The sequence below is a fragment of the Paenarthrobacter sp. Y-19 genome (genome assembly GCF_029223985.1).
Taxonomy (GTDB): domain Bacteria; phylum Actinomycetota; class Actinomycetes; order Actinomycetales; family Micrococcaceae; genus Arthrobacter; species Arthrobacter nicotinovorans.
Map to the genome: position 1 here is coordinate 2,807,896 of NZ_CP119414.1, position 20,964 is coordinate 2,828,859.

Below are 20,964 nucleotides of genomic sequence, written 5' to 3' on the forward strand. Positions count from 1 at the left end.
CTATTCCCGAGGGCCGACATTACCGTCGGGCGGATCCCGGGCGGTTACACAGTCGGGTGGTTAAACAACTGTTCCCCGCGGAAATCCGCGGGGAACAGGAGGTGCTTAGCGGGAGCCGTAGTTGGGGGCTTCCACGGTCATTTGAATGTCGTGCGGGTGGGATTCCTTCAAGCCTGCCGGGGTGATGCGGACGAACTTGCCCCGGGCCTTGAGTTCGGGGATGGTGGGCGCACCCGTGTAGAACATGGTCTGGCGGAGCCCGCCAACCAGCTGGTAGGCGACCGATGCCAGCGGGCCACGGAAGGCAACGCGGCCCTCGATGCCTTCCGGAATGAGCTTGTCATCGCCGGAAACATCAGCCTGGAAGTAGCGGTCCTTGGAGTAGGACGTGTTCTTGCCACGGGACTGCATGGCACCCAGCGAGCCCATTCCGCGGTAGCTCTTGAACTGCTTGCCGTTGACGAAAATGAGGTCGCCCGGGGACTCCTCACAACCTGCCAGGAGGGATCCGAGCATGACGGTGTCGGCGCCGGCGACCAGCGCCTTGCCGATGTCGCCCGAGTACTGCAGGCCGCCGTCGGCGATCAGCGGGACGCCTGCCGGGATGGCAGCCTTGGCGGATTCATGGATTGCGGTGATCTGCGGAACGCCCACGCCTGCAACAACGCGGGTGGTGCAGATGGATCCGGGTCCGACGCCAACCTTGATGCCATCGGCACCGGCGTCGATCAGAGCCTGCGCACCTTCACGGGTGGCGGCCTGGCCACCGATCACGTCAACGTGTGCTGCAACGGGATCGGACTTCAGGCGGCGGATCATGTCCAGGACGCCCTGGGAGTGGCCGTTGGCCGTGTCAACGAAAAGTGCGTCAACGCCGGCGTCGATGAGCTTCATGGCGCGCTCCCAGCCGTCACCGAAGAAGCCGATGGCAGCGCCGACCCGCAGGCGGCCTTCATCGTCCTTGGTGGCGAGCGGGTACTGCTCGGCCTTAGTGAAGTCCTTGGTGGTGATGAGGCCCTTCAACCGGCCCTGTTCGTCCACCAGCGGGAGCTTCTCGATCTTGTTGGTGGCCAACTTGTGCGAGGCTTCGTCGCGGCTGATGCCCACGTGCCCGGTGATGAGCGGCATCTTGGTCATGGTGTCGCTGACACTACGGAACGGGAAGTCCGATTCCGGGATGAAGCGGGTGTCCCTGTTGGTCACGATGCCCAGGAGGCGGCCGTCGGTGTCAACAACCGGCAGGCCGGACACGCGGTACCGGGAGCAGAGCTCGTCCAGTTCCTGCAAGGTGGCTTCCGGACCGATGGTCAACGGATTGGTGATCATGCCGGACTCGCTGCGCTTGACGCGGTCAACGTGCTCCGCCTGGTCGTCGATGGCGAGGTTGCGGTGAACCACGCCCAAGCCACCCTGCCGCGCCATGGCGATGGCCATGCGGGATTCGGTCACGGTGTCCATGGCGGCGGACAGCAGCGGCGTCTGCACGGTGATGCGCTTGGAGATCCGGGAAGACGTGTCCGCTTCGGACGGGATGACATCCGTGTGTCCGGGAAGCAGCAGGACGTCGTCGTAGGTCAGGCCGATAAGGCCGAAGGGATTGTGTTCGGGCTGGGTCATGAGTGCGCCTCTTACCTTGGTTCCGGGGGCTTAACTGGTAGGGGTTGCAACTGATGACCAGCCCGTCATTACGGGACTGGCCTGTGCATAAGTGTTGAATAAATAGTAGAACCTCCGCGGCAATCGCCATATTCCGTAACGCCGGAGTGTGAGCAACAGCACTGGCGGCAGGCCGCCGTCGCCGGTTTTCAAGTCCCCGGGCAACGAAAATCAGCTGCGTGACCAGCCGGTGGCCGCCAGGAGCCGCTCCTCGAACATCGGGATCATGCTTTGCACGTAGGTCTTGGTGAGGTGGTTGTCGTCCTTGTAGACATAGACATTTCCCACGACTGCCGGGCACGTGCCCTGCTCGCAGATGAAGTCGCTCATGTCCATCAAGTACAGCCGGTCGACTTTTCCGACGTAATCATCCAACGGTGAAGATTCCGCAAGGGACTCTTCCAGCGGCGCCTTGCAATCGGGCGAGTCGGGGCCCTTTTTCTGCACGCATTCGGGCATGTTGATGCTGAACCTGGGATTGTCGCGGATTCCCACAACATCGATCCCCGCGTCCGTGAACGGTTTGATGCCTTCGAGGTAGCCGGGCACCTCCGTCTCGAACGGGGCATCGGCGTGCGTCAGCGACGCCACCGTGAACACGGCGTCAGGCTTGTGTTCCATCACGTAGTTGGCGCTGGCCTTGTTGAATTCATTGCACTCGTCGGTACGTTCGACGGATTCGGCGCCGAAGCGGCAACTGCCTTTGAGCAACGTCACCACTTCCCAGCCGTGCTGCTTGGCGATGGGGCCGAGCGCCGCCATGTACTGCTGGGCGTGCGAATCACCGAGGACCACTATTTCCTTGGTGACGACGTCGGGTTCGTCGTTCTGGAGGCAGCCCTGCAGCAAGGGGTCGCTGGGCACGTTGTCTCCGGTGCACAAGCCGTCGATGTCAGCCCACTCGTCCTTCATGGCCGCAGGGGCCGGAATGATCATGGCCTCCTGGGCCTGCTGCCCGACGAATTCCGGCGACAAGGCTGCAGCCCCTGGCGTCAGTTCCTTGGGCTGGCCGGCAATCGCTGCATCTTCAGCGGCGATGGCACCCTGCCAAACGGTCACCGGCATGGCGAGCAACGCACCGCAGGCGGCTATCACGACGGCGGCGCGCCAGGAGCGCACGTCCGGCCACTGCCAGCGGCGCATGGGCTCCTCCACGAACCTGGTGGTGCCGATCGCAAGGAGCATGGACGCCGCCATGATGCCCAGGCCCTGCAAGAGGCTCGGAGCCGTGGTGCCGCTGACCAGCAGGAAGAACACCAGGACCGGCCAGTGCCACAGGTAAAGGGCGTAGGAGTTGTTACCCACCAGGACCAACGGCCGTGAGCTCAGGAGGCGATCGACGCCGAAACGGCTGCCGCTCTGCCCGGCGACGATGACAGCGGCGGCGGCAAGCGTGGGCCACAACGCGATGAATCCCGGGAAGGACCGGTCAACTGTCAGGACCAGGCCACAGGCGAGCATGGCGGAGATTCCAGCCCAACCGAGGAACACCCGGAGCCTGCGCCCTGGCTTCAGGTACGGGAGTGCCAGGGCGAGCAGGGACCCCAGCGCGAACTCCCAGAGCCGGGCACGGGTATCGAAGTACGCGTACTCCTGGTTGTTGGCGGTCTGGTCGATGGAAAACACCAGGGAGGCCAGGAAGACCGCGCCGAACGCGAAGAAGAGCAGGCTCCGGTGACTCAGCGTCCGCCCCTTCGGGAGAAGCCGGGCCAAACTTGGCTGCAGCAGCGCCACGGCAGCGAAGACCAGGGGCCACAGGATAAACACCTGGCCCTGGACAGACAGGGACCAGAAGTGCTGGAGCGGGCTGGCACCGGAGTGGTCCTGCGCGTAGTAATCCACGGCATTGTCCGCGAGCTGCCAGTTCTGCCGGTAGAACAGGGACGCCCAGGCTTCGGCCAGGACATCCGGCCAACGGCTCTGCGGAATGAATGCCCAGGTCGCCAGCAGAACACCCAGCAAAACCACGACGACGGCGGGCAGGAGTCGCTTGAACACGTGGAGCCAGTGCCGCAGCAGTTTCAGCGGCGAACCGGCTTCGAGCTTCCGCGTGAACGACAACGTCAGAAGGAAAGCCGAGATGAGGAGGAACACGTCCACCCCGCCCGAGACCCGGCCAAGCCAGATGTGGTAGGCAGCGACCATGAGCACAGCCAGGGCGCGCAGGCCCTGGACTTCCGGACGGAAGCCGCGTTCCGGCGTCGTGATTTTATCCACGCTGCGAGTGCTGGTGCGGGTGCTCATCATCGTTGCCACCCCGTCGCGGCAAACCACCTCTCATCAAGCATGTCCGTCATGCTCTTCACATAGGTCTTGGTCAAGTGGTTGTCGTCCAGGTAGACGAAGGTATTGCCGATGATGGGCGGACAATAGAGGCCGATGCAGATCAGGTCTGTCATGTCGATCAGGAACAGGTCCTGGTACTTGCCCATGACTTCCTCAAAGGGGCTCGGATCTGCCAGTACGTCCGCTTTCAGCGGCCGGCAGTCCGGGCTGTCCACTCCCTTCGAAAGGGTGCAGTCCGTCAGGCTGTAGGTGAACCTGGGATTGTCCCGTACCGCGATGACCTCAGTGCCGCGGGCCGTGACTTCCGAGACGAGTTCCTCGAATCCATGCGTCAGCTTCTCGTCCGGCTCCGAGGGTTCGGCCTTGGTGCCCACCGTGAAGATGGCGTCGGGGGCGTGCTCCTCAATGTGTTTGCGCACTTCCCTGTTGAACTCATTGCACTCGGGCTCGACATCGGAATCGTCGGTCGCAAACGGGCAGGCCCCGTAGAGCAAGGCATACAAGCGCCAGTGGTGTTCTTCAGCCATCTGGCCCAGCGCGGCCAGCCATTGCTGGGAATGCGAGTTGCCCAGGACGAGGACAGTCTTGGTGGCATCAGAGCCCACGTTGTTCTGCTGGCAGTTGTCGCGCAGCAGCTGCGACTCCGGTTTGGTGTCGCCGGAGCAACCGTCCGGAAGCTTGGCCCAGTCGCGCCCGATCCGTTCCGCGGTGGGCTGGGTGAGGGCGTTGGGGGCAACCTCGTTCACATACGTGGGCAGCAGTGCCTTGGCGCCGGGATTGTCGAAGACCATCCGGGCTTCAGCGGCCTGCTGTTCAAGGTCCTGCCTGTATTGAAAGCCCATCAGGGGCGCAGTGACCACGGCAAGGCAGGCGACGATCGCGATGAACGAACGGCGGCGCTTCATCTCGGGCCACTTCCACTGGCGGAAGGGCTTCTCAATGTACTTGGTGGTGAGGAACGCCAGCGTCAGCGAGAGGGCGATGATGGCCGTGCCGGAAAGCCATCCAGCGTGCTCTTTGCCGCTCCAGCCCAGCGCGATGACCAGGATGGGCCAGTGCCAGAGGTACAGGGCGTAGGAGTTGTCGCCCAGGCGGACCAGGAACTTGGAGCTAAGGATCCGGTCGACACCGAAGCGGCTGCCGGTCTGGCCTGCCGCGATGACGGCGACGGCTGCCAGGGTGGGCCACAATGCCACGAAACCCGGGAAAGCCGTCTGGACCTGCAGCACGATGCCGCAGGTGAGCATGGCAATGACGCCGATCCAGCCCATCAGTACGCGGACGGGTTTGGAGAAGTTCAAGCCCGGCAGCACCAGGGCCAGCAAGGTGCCCAAGGCAAATTCCCACAGACGGGCGAAGGTATCGAAGTACGCCACAGCCTGGTTGGTGGCCGTGAAGATGATGGAGTAGACGAACGAGACCAGGAAAATTATGGCGAAGACGTACACGAGGGTCGCCCGGTACCTGAGGGCAAAGCGGCGGCACAGAAGCGCGACCGCTGCGAAGATCACCGGCCAGATGATGAACACCTGGCCCTGGATGGACAGTGACCAGAAGTGTTGCACCGGGCTGGCCATGCTGTGGTCCGTGGCGTAGTAGTCCACCGCAAGCTGTTGGAGCAGCCAGTTCTCGTAGTAGAACAAGGACGCCCAGGCCTGCTGGACAATTTCAGCCCACCGGGTAGGTGGCAGGAGGACGAAGGTGGCTGTCAGCGTTCCCAGAAGGACAACCACGACGGCGGGCAGCAGCCGCCTGAACAGGTGCAGCCAGTGCCGCAGGAGGTCCATGGGACGGCCCTGTTTATAACGGCCCGTGAACTGCAGGGTCATGAGGAACGCGGAGATGAGGAGGAAGACATCAACCCCTCCGGAAACCCGGCCGATCCAGATGTGATAGCTCACCACCATGAGGACGGCCAGTGACCTGAGACCTTGGATTTCAGGGCGGAACTTGGACTTTCCAACGGGACCGGAAGCCCGCCTACCGCGGTGGGCAGGGGCTGTAATCGCTGGGGTAGTCACGTTAGGCAGTTCCTTAAAGCGGCTGGCACAAAGCATCCATAATACGCGGTTCAGCCCACCCGCCCCCAGTTCGAGGATGCTGCTGACCGCCTTCCGCACCTCCCCCGGGCCCGGTTCAGCCATCCATTCTTGCAGCTCTTCCTGTGTGTGACCTGTGCCGATGCCTCATTCGGGTCCCTGCGGCCAATGCGATACGCCGGTCCGGAAGTTGTGATGCATCGCACAGGATCTTAACAGCAGAAACCCCGGTCGCACCTAGTTGTGACCGGGGTTTCCGCGGGACAGGCGCTTAGTGCTGGTGGCCTGCGTGTGCGTCTTCTTCCTCAGCGGGCTTCTCGGCAACCAGGGTCTCGGTGGTGAGAACCAAGGCAGCGATGGAAGCGGCGTTGCGGAGTGCAGAGCGGGTGACCTTGACGGGGTCGATCACGCCGGCGGCGATCAGGTCCTCGTACTCGCCGGACTTGGCGTTGAAGCCGTGGTTGGCTTCGAGTTCGGAAACCTTGGCGGTGACCACGAAACCGTCGAAGCCGGCGTTCTGCGCGATCCAGCGCAGCGGCTGGACCAGTGCGCGGCGAACGATGCCTACAGCGGCCGCAGCGTCACCTTCGAGGTCCTTGACTGCCTGGGACTCGTCCAGGGCCTTCAGGGCGTGGATCAGGGCGGAACCGCCACCGGAAACGATGCCTTCTTCGAGGGCTGCACGCGTCGAGGAAACGGCGTCCTCAATGCGGTGCTTCTTTTCCTTCAGCTCAACCTCGGTGGCTGCGCCAACCTTGATGACGCCGATGCCGCCAGCGAGCTTGGCCAGGCGTTCCTGCAGCTTTTCCTTGTCCCAGTCGGAATCCGTCCGGGTCAGCTCAGCGCGGAGCTGTGCAACGCGGTCGGCAACGTCCTGGGCCGAACCGGCACCGTCAACGATGGTGGTGTTGTCCTTGGTGACCGTGATGCGGCGGGCGGTACCGAGTACCTCGAGGCCAACGGAGTCCAGCGTCAGGCCCAGGTCCGGGGAAACTACCTGCGCACCGGTCAACGTAGCGATGTCCTGGAGCATGGCCTTGCGGCGATCGCCGAAGCCCGGAGCCTTGACGGCAACGACGTTGAGCGTGCCGCGGATACGGTTGACGATCAGGGTGGAAAGGGCTTCGCCTTCGATGTCCTCAGCGATGATGAAGAGGGGCTTGTTGGCCTGCAGGGCCTTCTCGAGCAGCGGCAGGAAGTCCTGCAGCGAGGAGATCTTGCCCTGGTTGATCAGGATGAGGGCGTCTTCGAGGACAGCTTCCTGGCGTTCTGCGTCGGTGACGAAGTACGGGGAGAGGTAGCCCTTGTCGAACTGCATGCCCTCGGTCAGGACCAGCTCGGTCTGCGTGGTGGAGGACTCTTCGATGGTGATGACACCATCCTTGCCTACCTTGCCGAAGGCCTCGGCGAGGAGCTCGCCGACTTCATCGCTCTGCGCGGAGATGGCTGCGACGTTGGCTACCTGGGTGCCTTCGACTTCGCGGGCATTCTCCAGGAGGCGTGCAGCGACGGCTTCCACTGCAACTTCGATGCCCCGCTTGATCTCGCCGGGAGCTGCGCCGGCAGCAACATTGCGCAGGCCTTCCTTGACCAGGGCCTGGGCCAGCACGGTTGCCGTAGTGGTGCCGTCACCGGCAACGTCATTGGTCTTGGTGGCTACTTCCTTGGCAAGCTGGGCGCCAAGGTTCTCGTAGGGGTCATCAAGCTCAACTTCACGGGCGATGGTGACACCATCGTTGGTGATCGTGGGGGCGCCCCACTTCTTGTCCAGGACGACGTTGCGGCCGCGCGGGCCCAGCGTCACCTTGACAGTGTTGGCGAGCTTGTCGATACCGGCCTCAAGAGACCGGCGGGCAGCATCGTTAAAAGCAAGCTGCTTTGCCATGGTTGTGTCCTTTCGAGACAGAAAACCCGCACCGCTGACGCTCGGAATGATTCCAACGCGACGGCGGTGCGGGGCTCCAGGAAGTTACTTTACGACGATCGCAAGGACGTCGCGGGCGGACAGAACGAGGTACTCGCTGCCGCCGGTCTTGACTTCGGTTCCACCGTACTTGGAGTAGATGACGACGTCGCCAACAGCTACGTCAACCGGTACGCGGTTGCCGTTGTCATCGAAGCGGCCGGGGCCGATTGCAACAACTTCGCCTTCCTGCGGCTTCTCCTGCGCGGAGTCCGGAATAACCAGGCCGGAAGCCGTGGTCTGCTCTGCTTCGAGCGGGCGAACAACAATACGATCCTCAAGAGGCTTAATCGAGACCGACACTCGGACTCTCCTTTTCATGAGCTGATTCATGGACTAAGAACTAGGGTGCCGTGGCGTACAACCGTCGTCGCGGTGCCGGTGGACGCCTGGCGTGATTAGCACCCTCAAGGGGAGAGTGCTAACTAGACTCTATGTAAGGCGTTAGCACTCGGTCAAGGTGAGTGCCAGCATTTCGTCATCGGTGAACGTTGTCACTGGTCCCTGAGGTCATCAAGGTCGTAGTCTTCGCCGTCGTCATCCTCATCCAAGGAAGCGCTGCCGCGGTTCAGGTAGAGCACCACCGCCGAAGCAACCGCCACGACGCCGGAAACCACCAGCGCGATGATCCCGCCGAGGCGCGCACCGGCGTAGAGGTCGCGGATGTCGCGTGCCTCATCCGTCGCATCGTTCACGCTCTTGCCACTGACGGAGTAGGCCGCTGCGTTGAAGGAATCCAGCGCGAAAATAACGATCAGCAAGCCTATGCAGACCACCGCGATGACAGCGCCCGCGATCAGGGCGGGACGGGCATACGTGGTGAGGCGGGAGGGCTGTGGTGCTGCGTTGTCTTCCATGAAAACAACCCTATCCGGCTGATTCCCCAGTCACGCAGCCATGACGCGCGACGTTAGGCTTGTTCCCATGCCTCATGCACCGCAGGAACAGATCGCACCTTTATTGACCACTGAAGGTTGGGAGCTTCTTGCCTCGCTGGGACCCTACCGTGAGGCTGATGCATTCAGCGTCAATGCCAGCCTCCGCAAGGCCGGCCACTCCCCGGAACTCGTGGCCGCCGTGCTCACGCAGTCCCGTTTACGGACCCGGGCTGAGGCGAAGTTCGGCGAATTCGCCCGGCAGATGCTGTTCACCCAGGCGGGCCTGGAGCAGGCAACCCGGCTGAACGTCGCCGCCCGCCACGCCGAACGTTTTGCGCAGGCCGACATCACCCATGTGGCCGATCTCGGCTGCGGCCTCGGCGCCGATTCCATGGCGATGGCTTCCATGGACATTGCTGTCACCGCTGTGGAGATGGACGAAACCACCGCTGCCTGCGCCATGATCAACCTCATGCCTTTCCCGCATGCAACGGTGGTGCACTCGGACGCGGAATCAATGGACCTCGAGGGCATCGACGGCGTGTGGATGGACCCTGCCCGACGCACCACGTCCACGTCGGGAACCAAAAGAATCTGGGACCCGGAGGCGTTCTCGCCCCCCTTGTCCTTCGTGGAGAGCGTGGCGGCCACCGGGCGTGCAGTAGGGGTGAAGATGGGCCCGGGCATCCCCCACGACTCGGTGCCTTCGGGCTGCGAGGCCCAATGGGTCTCCGTGGGCGGCGATGTCACCGAGGCCACCCTGTGGTTCAACTCAGTAGCCCGCCCGGGCGTCCGCCGCGCCGCATTGCTCCTTGGCAGCCAGCGCGCCGCCGAAATCACCAGCGGCGAGGACTTCGGCGGTGGCCCGGAAGCCGCCGTCGGGCCTGTTGAAGGCTTTCTCTACGAACCCGACGGTGCGGTGATCCGCGCAGGCCTGGTGGCCGACGTCGCCGAGCGGCTGGGCGGGCACCTGGTGGACGAGCACATCGCGTATATCTGCGCCCCGGAACTCCACGACACTCCGTTTGCCCGGGCCTACAAGGTGCTGGACGTGATGCCGTACAACGTCAAGGCCCTCAAAGCGTGGGTGAAGTCAAACAACATCACCGTGCTGGATATCAAGAAGCGCGGCACGGCAGTGACACCCGAGGAACTGCGGAAGCAGCTGCTCCCCACCAAACCCGCCAAGGGCAAAGATGCGAAAACAGCCACCCTTGTCCTCACCAGGATCGGCGAGGAAAGAGTGGCTGTCGTGGTGGAACCGGTGACCGCCCAGGCTTAGCAGGCCTGCGGCGTCAGCGACGCGAGAATTCCGAGGCCTCCCGTACTTGGCCGGGCGTCGGGCGAACGCCGGTGTACAGGACGAACTGTTCCTCGGCCTGAATGGCGATGACCTCGGCTCCTGTGATGACCGGCTTGCCCGCAGCGTGCGCGGCGGTGATGAGCGGCGTTTCGGAGGGAAGGGCCACCACATCGAACACCACCTGCGCGGCTGCGATGGTGGCGTCGTCAAAGGACTGGGCGGTTTCGTCCGCGCCGGCCATGCCCAGCGGGGTGACGTTGATGATGAGGTCCGCGGTGGCTCCGTTGACGTCGTCCTGCCAATCGAAGCCGTAGAGGTCGGCGAGCGCTCGGCCGGTGGTTTCGTTGCGGGCCACGATGGTGACGGCAGTGAACCCGGCGTCCCTCAGGGCGGCCGCAACAGCTTTGGCCATTCCCCCGGCGCCGCGGAGCAGGACAGTATGGCCGCTGGGGACTTCATGGTCCTTAAGAAGCCTGGCGATCGCGATGTAGTCGGTGTTGTAGGCAGTGAGGACGCCGTCGTTGTTCACGATGGTGTTCACCGAATCGATGGCTTTGGCCGACGGATCCATGACGTCAACCAGCGGAATGACTGCCTCTTTGTAGGGCATGGACACCGCGGCACCCCGGATCGGGAGGCCGCGGATGCCCGCCACCGCAAGGGTGATGTCCGCGGGGGCGAATGCCTTGTAGACAAAGTTCAGGCCGAGCAGATCGTACAGATAGTTATGGAACCTCGTCCCGATGTTGCTGGGCCGGGCCGCGAGCGAAATGCACAATGACATGTCTTTGTTCAGGATGGGCATCCACCCATTAAACAACGCCCCTCCAGGCTTCCGTGCGGTCAGCCCTGGCGGGCCTTCATGCGCGGGTTGTTCTTGTTGATGACGAACGTGCGGCCACGCCTGCGGACGATTTGCGCCCCGGGGATCTTCTTGAGTGCACGCAGCGAGTTTCGGACCTTCATGGTGTTTCTCCTTTTTTGTTGGTGTTTGGCTTAGAGGGCGTCGCTGAGTTCCAGGGGGTCATCCCACGCGTCGGCATCCATGGCCATTTCGGTCTCCGTCAGCTGGCAGCCTTCCAGGAGTTCACGGATTTCCGCGGCGTCAACATCGTCGGCCCGCCCAGTGATGGCCAGGACGGTTCCGCGGTCCCCGTGGCTGGGGTGCCAGTCGAGGAAAGCGTCGACGTCGGCACCCACTTCTCCGCGCAGGCCTTCTCCCATGGGGGCTGCTTCCGTGGAATCGGCCATCCAGTTGCCCGTGCTTTCGAGCCAGATCCGTGGACCTATGCCTTGGACAGCTATCCGCTTGGTGGGAGCGGAGGCGATCCACAGGCGGCCCCGCATCCAGTGCATGCCGACAGCCAAGCGCGGAAGCGCCTCTCGGAAACGGCCCGGATGAAGTGGCCGGGCAGCCCGATGGAGCACGGTCCGGAAGGAACCTTCCGTTTCAGCCAGGGGCACACGCACGACGCCGGGACGGTTGCGGGCAGCTGCTTCGGCGGGGTCGAAGCAGCCCGGCCGGAAATCATCGGCCGCTGCGGCAACGGTTGCATGGGGTGCCAATTCGCCAAGCAACTCCACCCCCGACGCCCACTGCGGCGAACCCTCGCGGGGATCCCCCGTCAGCACGGCACCCAATCCCGGATAGGTCATCACGGTGTCCACGTGTCCGAATTCGCCGACCAGGAATTCGCCACTGGTCCGCTCGTCCTGGGGCATGGACGTGAAGCCGGACTCAAACAGGGTGTGACGGTCCCAGATGTGGTCGTCCAACTCTGCGGGGTCCAAGGCGAGCACGGCGTTGTCGATGACCGCCGGGCGGCTGAGCCCACTGCGGAGCTCCGCCACGGCCATTCCGGCTGCGACGCCTGGCGGCAGGCCCAGGACGACGTGGTCGAAGCCGCAGGCGGCGAGTCGTTCCGCCGTCGGGACCACGTCAAGCCGGACGGTGCAGCTCAGGCAACCGTGCTCCAGGACCGTCGTCCCGCGTTCGAACAACCGGCCGTTGCGGTAAACGCGCCGCAGGACCAGTGAGCCATCCAGGAGATCGTGGAGGACCACCACGGAATTGGCATGGGTCCGCCCCAGCCTTTCGGTGGCTGCCTCACGGCATTGGCTGTCCAGGGAACTGACGATCGTGAGGTGCATGGCACACACTCTAATGCGAATGGTTCGCATTAGCAAATGACGGGTCATTTCTCCCGCGCACCCGCCGCAATCATGCGAGTTCCGGCTGCATTAGACTTGATCCGACCGCTGGCGGCCCCGCAGCGGGGAACCGTGTCCGGCCGAAACAACACATTGCCGGACAGTACACATAGCCGGACAGTACAAACCGAGGGGACTACGTGCAGATTGATTTTGCGCCATCCAGGCAATCGACACTGGGTGTGGAATGGGAGTTGGCGCTCGTCAATGCACGCACAGGGGAACTGGTATCCGTCGCGAACGACGTCCTGAAAGGCGTTGCGGCAAACCACCCGGACCTCAATGAGGACGACGAACACCCCCATATCAAGCGCGAACTGCTCCTCAACACGGTGGAACTCGTCACGGGCATCTGCGAGACCGTCAACGAAGCCAAAGAGGACCTCAGCCGGTCCCTCGCCGCAGTGCGCGAAGTCACCGATCCCATGGGTGTCGAAGTGTTTTGCGCCGGCAGCCACCCCTTCAGCCCTCCCCTGCTGCAGCCGGTCACCGACAAAGAGCGCTACGCCAAACTGATCGAGCGGACCCAATGGTGGGGACGCCAAATGGTCATCTACGGCGTTCACGTCCACGTGGGCATCGACAGGAAAGAAAAAGTCCTCCCCGTCCTGGATGGCCTGGTCAACTACTTTCCGCACTTCCAGGCATTGTCAGCTTCCAGCCCGTACTGGGCCGGTGAGGAAACAGGGTACGCATCACAACGCGCGCTCATGTTCCAGCAGCTTCCGACAGCCGGCCTGCCGTTCCAGTTCGAAACCTGGGAGGCGTACGAGTCCTACGTCCAGGACATGTTCACCACCGGAGTGATCGACTCAACCTCCGAAATCCGCTGGGACATCCGCCCGGTTGCCAACCTTGGCACCATCGAAATGCGCATCTGTGACGGCCTGGCAACCCTTGAGGAAGTCGGTGCCATCGCGGCCCTGACCCAGTGCCTGGTGGACGAATTCTCCTCCATTCTTGATGCCGGGGGCAGCATCCCCACCATGCCTCCGTGGCACGTGCAGGAAAACAAGTGGCGCGCTGCCCGCTACGGCATGGAAGCCATCATCATCCTCGATGCCGCTGGCAACGAGCAGCTCGTTACCGAGCACCTGGCCGAAACCGTCGCGCGGCTTGAGCCTGTGGCAGCCAAGCTTGGCTGCTCCGAAGAACTGGCCGATGTCCTGAAGATCGTCGAACGCGGTGCCAGCTACCAGCGGCAGCGCCGCGTCGCCGCCGAACACAACGGCGACCTGCAGGCAGTGGTCATGGACCTCGTCCAGCAGATGCGAAAAGGTCCCGACGCCTAGCGGTTTCCGGTTTACCTGCCCGGGCCGGCGGCCTGGGCAGGTACTGACACTGTGGTGACAGGCATGGAGGAATCCGGTGCGAACTCCACTCCGCTGGGGTCGATGCCGGCCATGATCAGCTGGGCGCCCAGCGCCGCCACCATGGCCCCGTTGTCCGTGCACAGATCCCGCGGCGGAACGTGAAGCCTGATCCCGGCCGAGGTACAGCGCTGTCCGGTCAGTTCCCGGAGCCGGGAATTGGCAGCCACGCCGCCGCCCAGCAGGAGGTCCGTGATGCCGTTCTCTTTGCAGGCCATAACCGCCTTTGAGGTGATGACATCCACTACGGCTTCCTGGAACGCGGCAGCGATATCAGCCACCGGCACTTCCTCGCCGCGGGCCTCGAACTGTTCCACACAGCGGGCCACGGCAGTTTTCAGACCGCTGAAAGACCAGTCATAACGGTGCGGCCCCTTCTCCTCGGCGGTCCCCATGTACTTGGGTTGCGTCAGGCCACGCGGGAAGCGGATGGATTTGGGGTTGCCCTGGCGTGCCAGTTTGTCGATTGCGGGTCCGCCCGGATAGCCCAGACCAAGGATGCGCGCCACTTTGTCGTAGGCCTCCCCGGCGGCGTCATCGATGGTTGAACCCAGCAGCTCGACATCGTCCGTGATGCTCCGGATGCGCAGGATTTCAGTGTGGCCCCCGGACACCAGGAGCGCCCCGAGGTTCTCCGGCAACTGCCCCGCACCCAGGCCGGCGGCAGCACCGGCGTCGGGCTTTCCTTCCGGGGTTCGCCTTTGATCCAGCAAGCCAACGCCAACGTGCGCCACCAAATGGTTGATCGCGTAGAGCGGCTTCCCCGTGGCAACCGCCAGGGCCTTCGCAGCACAAACGCCCACCATAAGCGCCCCGGCGAGGCCCGGGCCGGACGTCACGGCAATGGCGTCGATCTCGTCCAGGGTGACCCCGGCTTCAAGCAGCGATTCCTGCAACGTGGGCAAGAAGGCGTCCAGGTGCGCCCGCGAAGCGATTTCCGGGATGACGCCGCCAAAACGCACGTGCTCGTCCATGGAGGAAGACACAGTGTTGGTCAGCAACGTCGTCCCGCGGACGATGCCCACACCGGTCTCGTCGCAGGACGACTCGATGCCGAGCACCAGCGGCTGCTGTCGATTAAGGCCGCTCACGCTGGGGCTCCTTCGGAAGGGTGTTGTTCGTTCAAGGCCAGCCTCATGATCAAGGCGTCTGTTCCGTCGCGGTAATAGCGGGGACGGACGTGGATCTGCTCAAACCCGAAACGCACATAGAGTTGCTGCGCGCGGGGATTGTCCGCCCGCACTTCCAGCAACACGTCTGCCGCGCGGCGTCGCCGCGCCTCATCGATGAGCTCCGCGAGGACCGCGGAGCCGATGCCCCGGCCTTCGAATTCAGGCACGACGGCGATCGTCTGGACGTCCGCGATGGGCTCGATGCACATCAATCCCGCATAAGCGATGATCTCCCCTGCGGCCTCGGCCACCAGGTAACGGCGGGTTTCGGGCTGGGCCAGTTCGTCGAAGAACATCTGCAGCGGCCATGCGTCCACGGGGAACAAACGGCGCTCCAAAGCCTCTACGGCCGGGATGTCGGCTTCGGTCATGTCGCGCAGGGAAACCCCGGCGAGCTCCAGTTTGGGTGACAATTTCACAGTTCCCGTCCCATCACAGTGCGCGCTTCCGGGGTCCCGGTACTTGGGCGTCGGATTCCCGCAGGTATAGAGGGGTCGAATCCAGAAGGGGCCGGCCTGATGCGAGCCGGGCAAGGGCGAACTGGCCAAGGGAAGCGGCGTCGGGCTGCGTGGACGCAAAGTCTTCATCGGCCCTGAGCACATCCGCGTACAGACCGGCGCCGGCACCGAACACCGGCAAGTCGGGCAGTTCGGAGGCGAAGCCCACGTGCGGTCCATCCACGAGATCCGGCAGCTGGCCCTCCTTCAGGGAGTACCGGGCCCAGTAGACCTCTTTGCGCCGGGCGTCCGTTGCCACCAGGAACCCGGGAGCTGCCGCAGTGGATTCAGCCACCTCAAGGGCAATGGCGTCCAGGCTCATCAGTCCGTACAACGGTTTGTTCCACACGAACGCCAAGGTGCGGGCGGTCGCGATACCGGAGCGGAGCCCGGTAAACGGGCCCGGGCCCACGCCGGTGACGATCGCATCGATGTCCGCGCCGGTAACGCCTGCTCCGGTCAACAGCTTCTCAATACCAGGGGCAAGCACTTCGGCGTGGTTACGGGTATCTTCCGTAGCGAAGGAATCCACCACGCCTTCCATGGCGTCGTCGGAGATCAGGGCTGCGCTGGCAACGGCGGAAGTATCAATGGCCAGGATCAACATCAGTGGTCTCCCTCATGTGCGGTGTCCGGTTGCGCTGCGCTGTCCGCTTGCCCTGCGGTGGCCAGGAGCCGTGGCTCATCCGCCCACCGTGGACCGAATCCCCGGAACACAATGGTGCGGGGCTCGTCGTCGTCATCGCTGTCAAAGTCCAGGACGTCATCCGTCACCGTTCCTGCCGAGGCGCCGCCGCCCACGGCCCTGTGCAGCTCCACTTCCAGGCGGCTATCCGAGAGATGCTCCACCCGGTCCCGCCCCCACTCCACCACCGTGACGGCGGCGTCCATGGTGTTTTCGAGGTCGATGTCGTCGATCTCTGCGGCCGAGTCCAGCCTGTACGCGTCAACATGGACCAAGTCAGGCCCACCCGGCCTGAGACCGTCCGGAAGGTTCGGATGGATCCTGACCAGCACAAAGGTCGGCGAGATGATGCCGGCCCTTACACCCAGGCCCTCCCCCAGCCCCTGGGTGAACGTGGTCTTTCCAGCGCCCAGTTCTCCGGTCAGGACAAGGAGGTCGCCGGCCTCAAGCACCTCACCGAGCGCTGCTGCGAGCGCGTGTGTCTGCTCCGCCGTCGTGACCTTCAACGTGCGTTCCCACAGGGGTTCGCTCACAGCGCTGCTGCTTTGGCGTCGGTGGCAACGTCGGTCTGCGATGCCGGCTGGGAGGGTACTTCATTGACGTAGCTGCGAGGCACCCGCTGGCTGATACGCGTGACGATTTCGTAGTTGTTGGTTCCGGCAGCTGCGGCCCAATCGTCGGCCGTGGGGCCGTGATCGGAGCCATTGCCGAACATGACGGCTTCGGCGCCCCGAAGCTCCGCGGCTGCCTCAGGAGTCAGGGGGCCCAGATCGATGACCATCTGGTCCATGGCGATCCTGCCCACTACCGGGTAGTTGACGCCATTGACGCGGACCGGTCCGCCGGTGGCGATCCGCGGGACCCCGTCGGCGTAGCCCAACGGGACCAGGCCCAAGGTGCTTTCTTCGATGGTGCGGTAGTTCAGGCCGTAAGAGACGCCCTGCCCTTCCGGGACCTGCTTGCAATTGGACAGGAGCGTGCGGACGGTCATGGCGGGGTGCAAGCCAAGTTCGGCCGACGTCGCGCCTTCGAAGGGCGACAATCCGTAGACGCCGAGGCCCACGCGCACCAGGTCGAAGTGCGAATCCGGGCGCGACAACGCAGCGGGAGTGTTGGCGATATGCCGGACCTCCGTGTCCACACCGGCGTCTTCAGCCATGGCGATGGCTTCACGGAAGACAGCGAGCTGCTCATCGGTTTCGGGGCGGTGCGGTTCATCGGCCACGGCGAGATGAGAGAAGATCCCCACCACGCGCAGCAGGCCCTGGTCCTGGTAGTCCATGGCCTGGCCCAGCAGTTGATCCCAGTCGGCAATGGTGCAGCCGTTGCGGCCCAGGCCGGTGTCCACCTTGAGGTGTACCCGTGCAGGCCGTTCCTGTTCGCGGGCTGCCGCAACTACGGCATCCAGCTCCCAGCCGGAGATTCCGACGTCGATGCCCGCGGCGACGGCTGCCTGGAAGTTGCTCTCGCGGGTGTGCAGCCAGGCAAGCAACGGAGCGTCGATACCGGCGGCCCGCAAGGCAAGGGCCTCGGAAATGTGCGCCACCCCGAGCCATGCCGCACCGGCGTCGAGGGCTGCCCGCGCAACCTGGACGGCTCCGTGACCATACGCGTCGGCCTTCACTACGGCCATGACCGCGGCAGGAGAGGCGATGGCGACGAATTGCCGCACGTTGTGGCGTACAGCTTCGAGATCGATCACCGCGGACCGTTCCAGGACCGCCGACTTGGCTATTGAGGCCTTTTCGCCGATCCCGATATCTGCTGCTGCTTCATAAGTCACCCTAGAGATTCTAGTGGTGCCGGTGAATTCGGGTTAACTGCGCACGGGCGTTCACCCCTACTGGGCATCCGACAAGTGCGCGATGGTGGCCCGGGCGCGGCGTTGGGCTTCAGCGGGGATGTCCTTCACGATCGGTTCCAGGAACGCGAAGCGCCTCAGCCACTGGCTGCTTTGCCGCTCCTTCCGCGCGTTCGCCCGCTGCCACCAGTCCGCGATGTCTCCCCAGCCGGGTGCGGCCAGGGACCCGCCAACCTCCTGGACGGCAAGCGAAGCGCACAGGTTGGCAAAGCGCAGGCGGTCACCCAGCCGCCATCCTGCGAGGCACCCCACGATGAAGGCCGCACCGAAGCAGTCCCCTGCTCCCGTTGGATCAGAAGCCGGGACCGGCAAAGAAGGCACCCACTCTTCCTCGCCGCTCTCCGAGTCCACCGCCACTGCCCCTTGGGGACCCAAGGTCACCACGGCTACCGGCACGCGGTCAGCCAGCGAGTACAGCGCCGCCCAGGGGTCGGATTTGCCGGTGAACGCCATGGCCTCGGGAGCGTTGGGCAGGAAGGCATAAAAGTTCTCCAGCTGGTCCAGCCGGCGCTCCGACCATTTCCCGGTAGGGTCCCACCCCACCACCCCAAAAAGCTTGGTACCGGATTTCATTGCGGCCAGCATCCACGGCTCCATCTCCTCCTCCAGGTCCGCAACGGCTGCGAGCGCCCGCGGAGGCTGGCCAATCAGCTGAGAAGCAGAGATCGGGGCGGGATGGCCGTGGGTGACCATGGAGCGGTCCTGGTTCACGCACATGGAAACAGTCACTGGTGAGTGCCACCCGGGAACCCGCTGCGACAAGGACAGGTCCACGTGCTCCTGCTTCTCCAGGATCTGCCAGTTGTAGTCGCCGTAACCGTCGTCTCCGAAGGTCGCTGCAAGGTTGGTCCGCAACCCGAGCCGCGCTGCCGCAATGGCCTGGTTGGCCACCCCTCCCGGGCAGCTTCCCATGCCCTCGCTCCACACTTCCGTGCCCGGTTCCGGCGCTTGGGGAAGGCCGGTGAAAATGATGTCCTGGAAAACCGTGCCGGTCAGGAGAAGGTCGCACCCGGCGTCAGCGTCTGACCTAACGGAGGCAAGGGGGTCGAATCGTCGCTGCGGCATAGCGTCCATGAACGGCAGACTACGCTGCAGCTTGCGGAGCTGCATAGACTCGGATCATGCGGCTTATGATCGCCGGCGGTGGCGGATTCCGGGTTCCCCTTGTGTACCGGGCGTTGTGTACTGGCCCCTTTGCCGGCCTGGTCAGCGAATTGGTGCTTTTCGACGTCGATGGGCAACGGCTCCAAGCAATCCAGGCCGTACTCCGCGATATGCCCACAGGCCCCGGTTCCGGTCCCGCCGTCGTCGCCTGCAGCGACCTTGGCCAGGCGCTCACGGGAACCGACGTGGTTTTCGCGGCCATCCGGCCTGGCGGAACGGCCGGCCGGATCGCCGATGAGCGTGTTGCACTTGATCTGGGGCTGCTGGGCCAGGAGACCACCGGAGCAGGCGGGATTTCCTACGCCCTGCGATCCATCCCCCGGATGCTCGAACTCGCCCAGGCCATGCGGCGTCACTGCCCCGGTGCATGGCTTATCAACTTCACCAACCCCGCCGGAATGGTCACCGAGGCATTGGTGCCGCTGCTTGGGAACCGGGTGATTGGGATCTGTGATTCCGCTGGGGGCCTGGCCCAGCGGGCGGCCCGGGCAGCCGGTGTCCCGCTGGAGGAAGGAAACCTCGACGGCGTGGGCTACTACGGGCTGAACCACCTCGGCTGGCTCTACCGGCTGGCACCAGGTGGCGCGGACCTCCTGCCCGGGCTGCTGGCGGATCCTGCCGCCCTTGAGTCGATGGAAGAGGGGCGCCTGTTCGGGCAGCACACCTTGGAAAAGCTCGGCTGTCTGCCCAACGAGTACCTCTATTACTACTACCAGACGTCGCAGGCCACCCAGGCTATCCGTGGACAACGGCAAACGCGTGGGGCGTCCATCCACCAACAGCAGCATTCGCTCTACCCCGATCTGCTGCGGGCGGAGGACGCCTATGCGCTATGGGATGCAGCCCGGCGATCCCGCGAAGAGGGGTACCTCGCCGAAGCCCGCACCCACGGGGAACAGCGCGACGAGTCCGATCTCGCTGGTGGCGGCTACGAGAGGGTGGCTCTGTCCGTAATGCGGGCCCTCTCGGGCGGCGGGACCGCCCAGCTCATCCTCAACGTGCCGAACGCTCCCGTGCTGCCCACCGGGAGTCTTCACCCGGCGGAGGTGGCCGTGCCCGGGCTGCCGCCGGACGCCGTCGTCGAAGTCCCCTCCCAGGTGACGCCCGACGGCGCCGTGGCAGTCGCGCAGGAAAGGCCGCCGGGCCCGTTCCTCACCTTGATGCAGCGCGTCAAGGAGGTGGAGCGGCTGACGATCCGCGCCGTCCGTGACCACGACCGGGAAGCAGCCGTCCAGGCGTTTGCGTCGCACCCGTTGGTGGGATCGGAGCTGCTGGGCACGCAGCTGCTGGCAGGCTATGAGGAGGCATTCCCCGGGATGGCCGGGCTCTTGGGGGTAAGGGCGGGACAAGGCTAGAGTTTGCGGTACATCACGTGCAGGCCCACGTAGCCGATCTCCGGATGGTTGAAGGCCTCCGGCACCGTGGCAAGGATCCGGAATCCCATGGACTGCCACAGCCACACGGCCCTGACGTTGCTCTCCACCACCGCGTTGTACTGCATGGCGTAGAACCCCGCAGCTTTGGCTTCCTGGAGGGAGTATGCGCAGAGCGCACGCGCAATGCCCTGGCCCGAGTGGTTGGCCGCCACCATGTAACCGGCGTTGGCGACATGGCTGCCACCACCGCCCTGGTTGGGGTGGAATTCGCCGGTCCCGAGAATCTTGCCGGATTCCCTGTCGACGGCCACAAACGTCTGGCCGGGCTCTTCCTTGGTCCACTTCGCCTTCGCTTCGTCCTCCGGTGTGCCGCGGTCCCAGGTGAAGGTCTCGCCCTCCCGGATCACGGGTTCCAGGATGGACCAGATGCCGGCCCAGTCGCCCGGTGTTGCGATGCGGATGTCAAAGCTTTGTTCTTGGCTCACAGCCCACACGCTAGCAGC

At 64.2% G+C, this 20,964-nt stretch carries 19 protein-coding genes; 3 read left to right on the forward strand and 16 right to left on the reverse strand.

All coding sequences use genetic code 11. The features are described from left to right. Positions 1 to 105: 105 nt before the first annotated feature. From guaB to PYR64_RS13160, 6 genes are all read right to left on the reverse strand, one after another. Positions 106 to 1,617 carry an IMP dehydrogenase gene (gene guaB, locus PYR64_RS13135; RefSeq protein ID WP_018776621.1) on the reverse strand — a complete coding sequence of 504 codons (1,512 nt, stop codon included), beginning with the start codon at positions 1,615 to 1,617 and terminating at the stop codon, positions 106 to 108. Positions 1,618 to 1,827: 210 nt separating this feature from the next. Beyond that, a complete protein-coding gene (locus tag PYR64_RS13140) occupies positions 1,828 to 3,900 on the reverse strand; it encodes an acyltransferase family protein (protein ID WP_275779956.1) in 2,073 nt (690 codons plus the stop codon). Then, positions 3,900 to 5,999 carry an acyltransferase family protein gene (locus PYR64_RS13145; protein ID WP_052247247.1) on the reverse strand — a complete coding sequence of 700 codons (2,100 nt, stop codon included), beginning with the start codon at positions 5,997 to 5,999 and terminating at the stop codon, positions 3,900 to 3,902. Before PYR64_RS13145 ends, PYR64_RS13140 begins: the two co-directional genes overlap by 1 nt. 253 nt (positions 6,000 to 6,252) lie before the next feature. Beyond that, positions 6,253 to 7,866, reverse strand: a complete 1,614-nt coding sequence (gene groL / locus PYR64_RS13150; RefSeq protein ID WP_018776624.1) for a chaperonin GroEL — start codon at positions 7,864 to 7,866, stop codon at positions 6,253 to 6,255. Between the two features lie 84 nt (positions 7,867 to 7,950). Further along, entirely contained in the window at positions 7,951 to 8,247 is a 297-nt protein-coding gene (gene groES / locus PYR64_RS13155) for a co-chaperone GroES (RefSeq protein ID WP_018776625.1), read from the reverse strand. Positions 8,248 to 8,438: 191 nt separating this feature from the next. After that, positions 8,439 to 8,801, reverse strand: coding sequence for a hypothetical protein (locus tag PYR64_RS13160; protein ID WP_018776626.1), 363 nt, complete (start codon positions 8,799 to 8,801; stop codon positions 8,439 to 8,441). A gap of 67 nt (positions 8,802 to 8,868) precedes the next feature. On the opposite strand from PYR64_RS13160, the gene PYR64_RS13165 reads away from it, so the two are divergent. Beyond that, on the forward strand, positions 8,869 to 10,104 hold the full coding sequence (locus PYR64_RS13165) for a class I SAM-dependent methyltransferase (RefSeq protein ID WP_275775613.1): 1,236 nt from the start codon (positions 8,869 to 8,871) through the stop codon (positions 10,102 to 10,104). Positions 10,105 to 10,117: 13 nt separating this feature from the next. Here PYR64_RS13165 and PYR64_RS13170 read toward each other — a convergent pair whose 3' ends face one another. Genes PYR64_RS13170 through PYR64_RS13180 form a run of 3 tightly spaced genes read right to left on the reverse strand, consistent with a single transcriptional unit; the run spans position 10,118 to position 12,276 of the window. Then, a complete protein-coding gene (locus PYR64_RS13170) occupies positions 10,118 to 10,930 on the reverse strand; it encodes a shikimate 5-dehydrogenase (protein WP_275775615.1) in 813 nt (270 codons plus the stop codon). Positions 10,931 to 10,968: 38 nt separating this feature from the next. Then, positions 10,969 to 11,091 (reverse strand): type B 50S ribosomal protein L36, encoded by a 123-nt coding sequence (gene ykgO / locus PYR64_RS13175; RefSeq protein WP_011775528.1) that lies wholly within the window; start codon positions 11,089 to 11,091, stop codon positions 10,969 to 10,971. Positions 11,092 to 11,121: 30 nt separating this feature from the next. After that, complete coding sequence (locus PYR64_RS13180) at positions 11,122 to 12,276, reverse strand: GTP-binding protein (protein WP_275775618.1); 1,155 nt, start codon at positions 12,274 to 12,276, stop codon at positions 11,122 to 11,124. A 200-nt stretch (positions 12,277 to 12,476) separates the two neighbouring features. Here PYR64_RS13180 and PYR64_RS13185 point away from each other — a divergent pair, with 200 nt between their 5' ends. Continuing rightward, entirely contained in the window at positions 12,477 to 13,628 is a 1,152-nt protein-coding gene (locus tag PYR64_RS13185; protein ID WP_026266994.1) for a glutamate--cysteine ligase, read from the forward strand. An 11-nt stretch (positions 13,629 to 13,639) separates the two neighbouring features. Here the strand turns inward: PYR64_RS13185 and tsaD are convergent, their stop codons facing one another. From tsaD to PYR64_RS13215, 6 genes are read right to left on the reverse strand one after another with little or no spacing between them, the layout of a single operon-like run. Next, the gene (tsaD, locus tag PYR64_RS13190; RefSeq protein WP_275775621.1) at positions 13,640 to 14,797 is read right to left on the reverse strand and encodes a tRNA (adenosine(37)-N6)-threonylcarbamoyltransferase complex transferase subunit TsaD; all 1,158 of its coding nucleotides are present in this window, start codon (positions 14,795 to 14,797) and stop codon (positions 13,640 to 13,642) included. Next, complete coding sequence (gene rimI / locus PYR64_RS13195; RefSeq protein ID WP_275775623.1) at positions 14,794 to 15,297, reverse strand: ribosomal protein S18-alanine N-acetyltransferase; 504 nt, start codon at positions 15,295 to 15,297, stop codon at positions 14,794 to 14,796. Before rimI ends, tsaD begins: the two co-directional genes overlap by 4 nt. Positions 15,298 to 15,310: 13 nt before the next feature. After that, the gene (gene tsaB, locus PYR64_RS13200; protein ID WP_275775625.1) at positions 15,311 to 15,982 is read right to left on the reverse strand and encodes a tRNA (adenosine(37)-N6)-threonylcarbamoyltransferase complex dimerization subunit type 1 TsaB; all 672 of its coding nucleotides are present in this window, start codon (positions 15,980 to 15,982) and stop codon (positions 15,311 to 15,313) included. Further along, positions 15,982 to 16,593, reverse strand: a complete 612-nt coding sequence (gene tsaE, locus PYR64_RS13205) for a tRNA (adenosine(37)-N6)-threonylcarbamoyltransferase complex ATPase subunit type 1 TsaE (protein WP_275775627.1) — start codon at positions 16,591 to 16,593, stop codon at positions 15,982 to 15,984. The genes tsaB and tsaE overlap by 1 nt, the downstream gene beginning before the upstream one ends. Continuing rightward, complete coding sequence (alr, locus tag PYR64_RS13210; protein ID WP_275775629.1) at positions 16,590 to 17,843, reverse strand: alanine racemase; 1,254 nt, start codon at positions 17,841 to 17,843, stop codon at positions 16,590 to 16,592. Before alr ends, tsaE begins: the two co-directional genes overlap by 4 nt. Before the next feature lie 57 nt (positions 17,844 to 17,900). After that, positions 17,901 to 18,995, reverse strand: coding sequence for a carbohydrate kinase family protein (locus PYR64_RS13215; RefSeq protein WP_035733205.1), 1,095 nt, complete (start codon positions 18,993 to 18,995; stop codon positions 17,901 to 17,903). 47 nt (positions 18,996 to 19,042) lie between these two features. On the opposite strand from PYR64_RS13215, the gene PYR64_RS13220 reads away from it, so the two are divergent. After that, positions 19,043 to 20,440 (forward strand): 6-phospho-beta-glucosidase, encoded by a 1,398-nt coding sequence (locus PYR64_RS13220; protein WP_275775631.1) that lies wholly within the window; start codon positions 19,043 to 19,045, stop codon positions 20,438 to 20,440. Here the strand turns inward: PYR64_RS13220 and PYR64_RS13225 are convergent. Next, positions 20,437 to 20,955 carry a GNAT family N-acetyltransferase gene (locus tag PYR64_RS13225; protein WP_039242338.1) on the reverse strand — a complete coding sequence of 173 codons (519 nt, stop codon included), beginning with the start codon at positions 20,953 to 20,955 and terminating at the stop codon, positions 20,437 to 20,439. The genes PYR64_RS13220 and PYR64_RS13225 overlap by 4 nt on opposite strands. Positions 20,956 to 20,964: the final 9 nt, after the last annotated feature.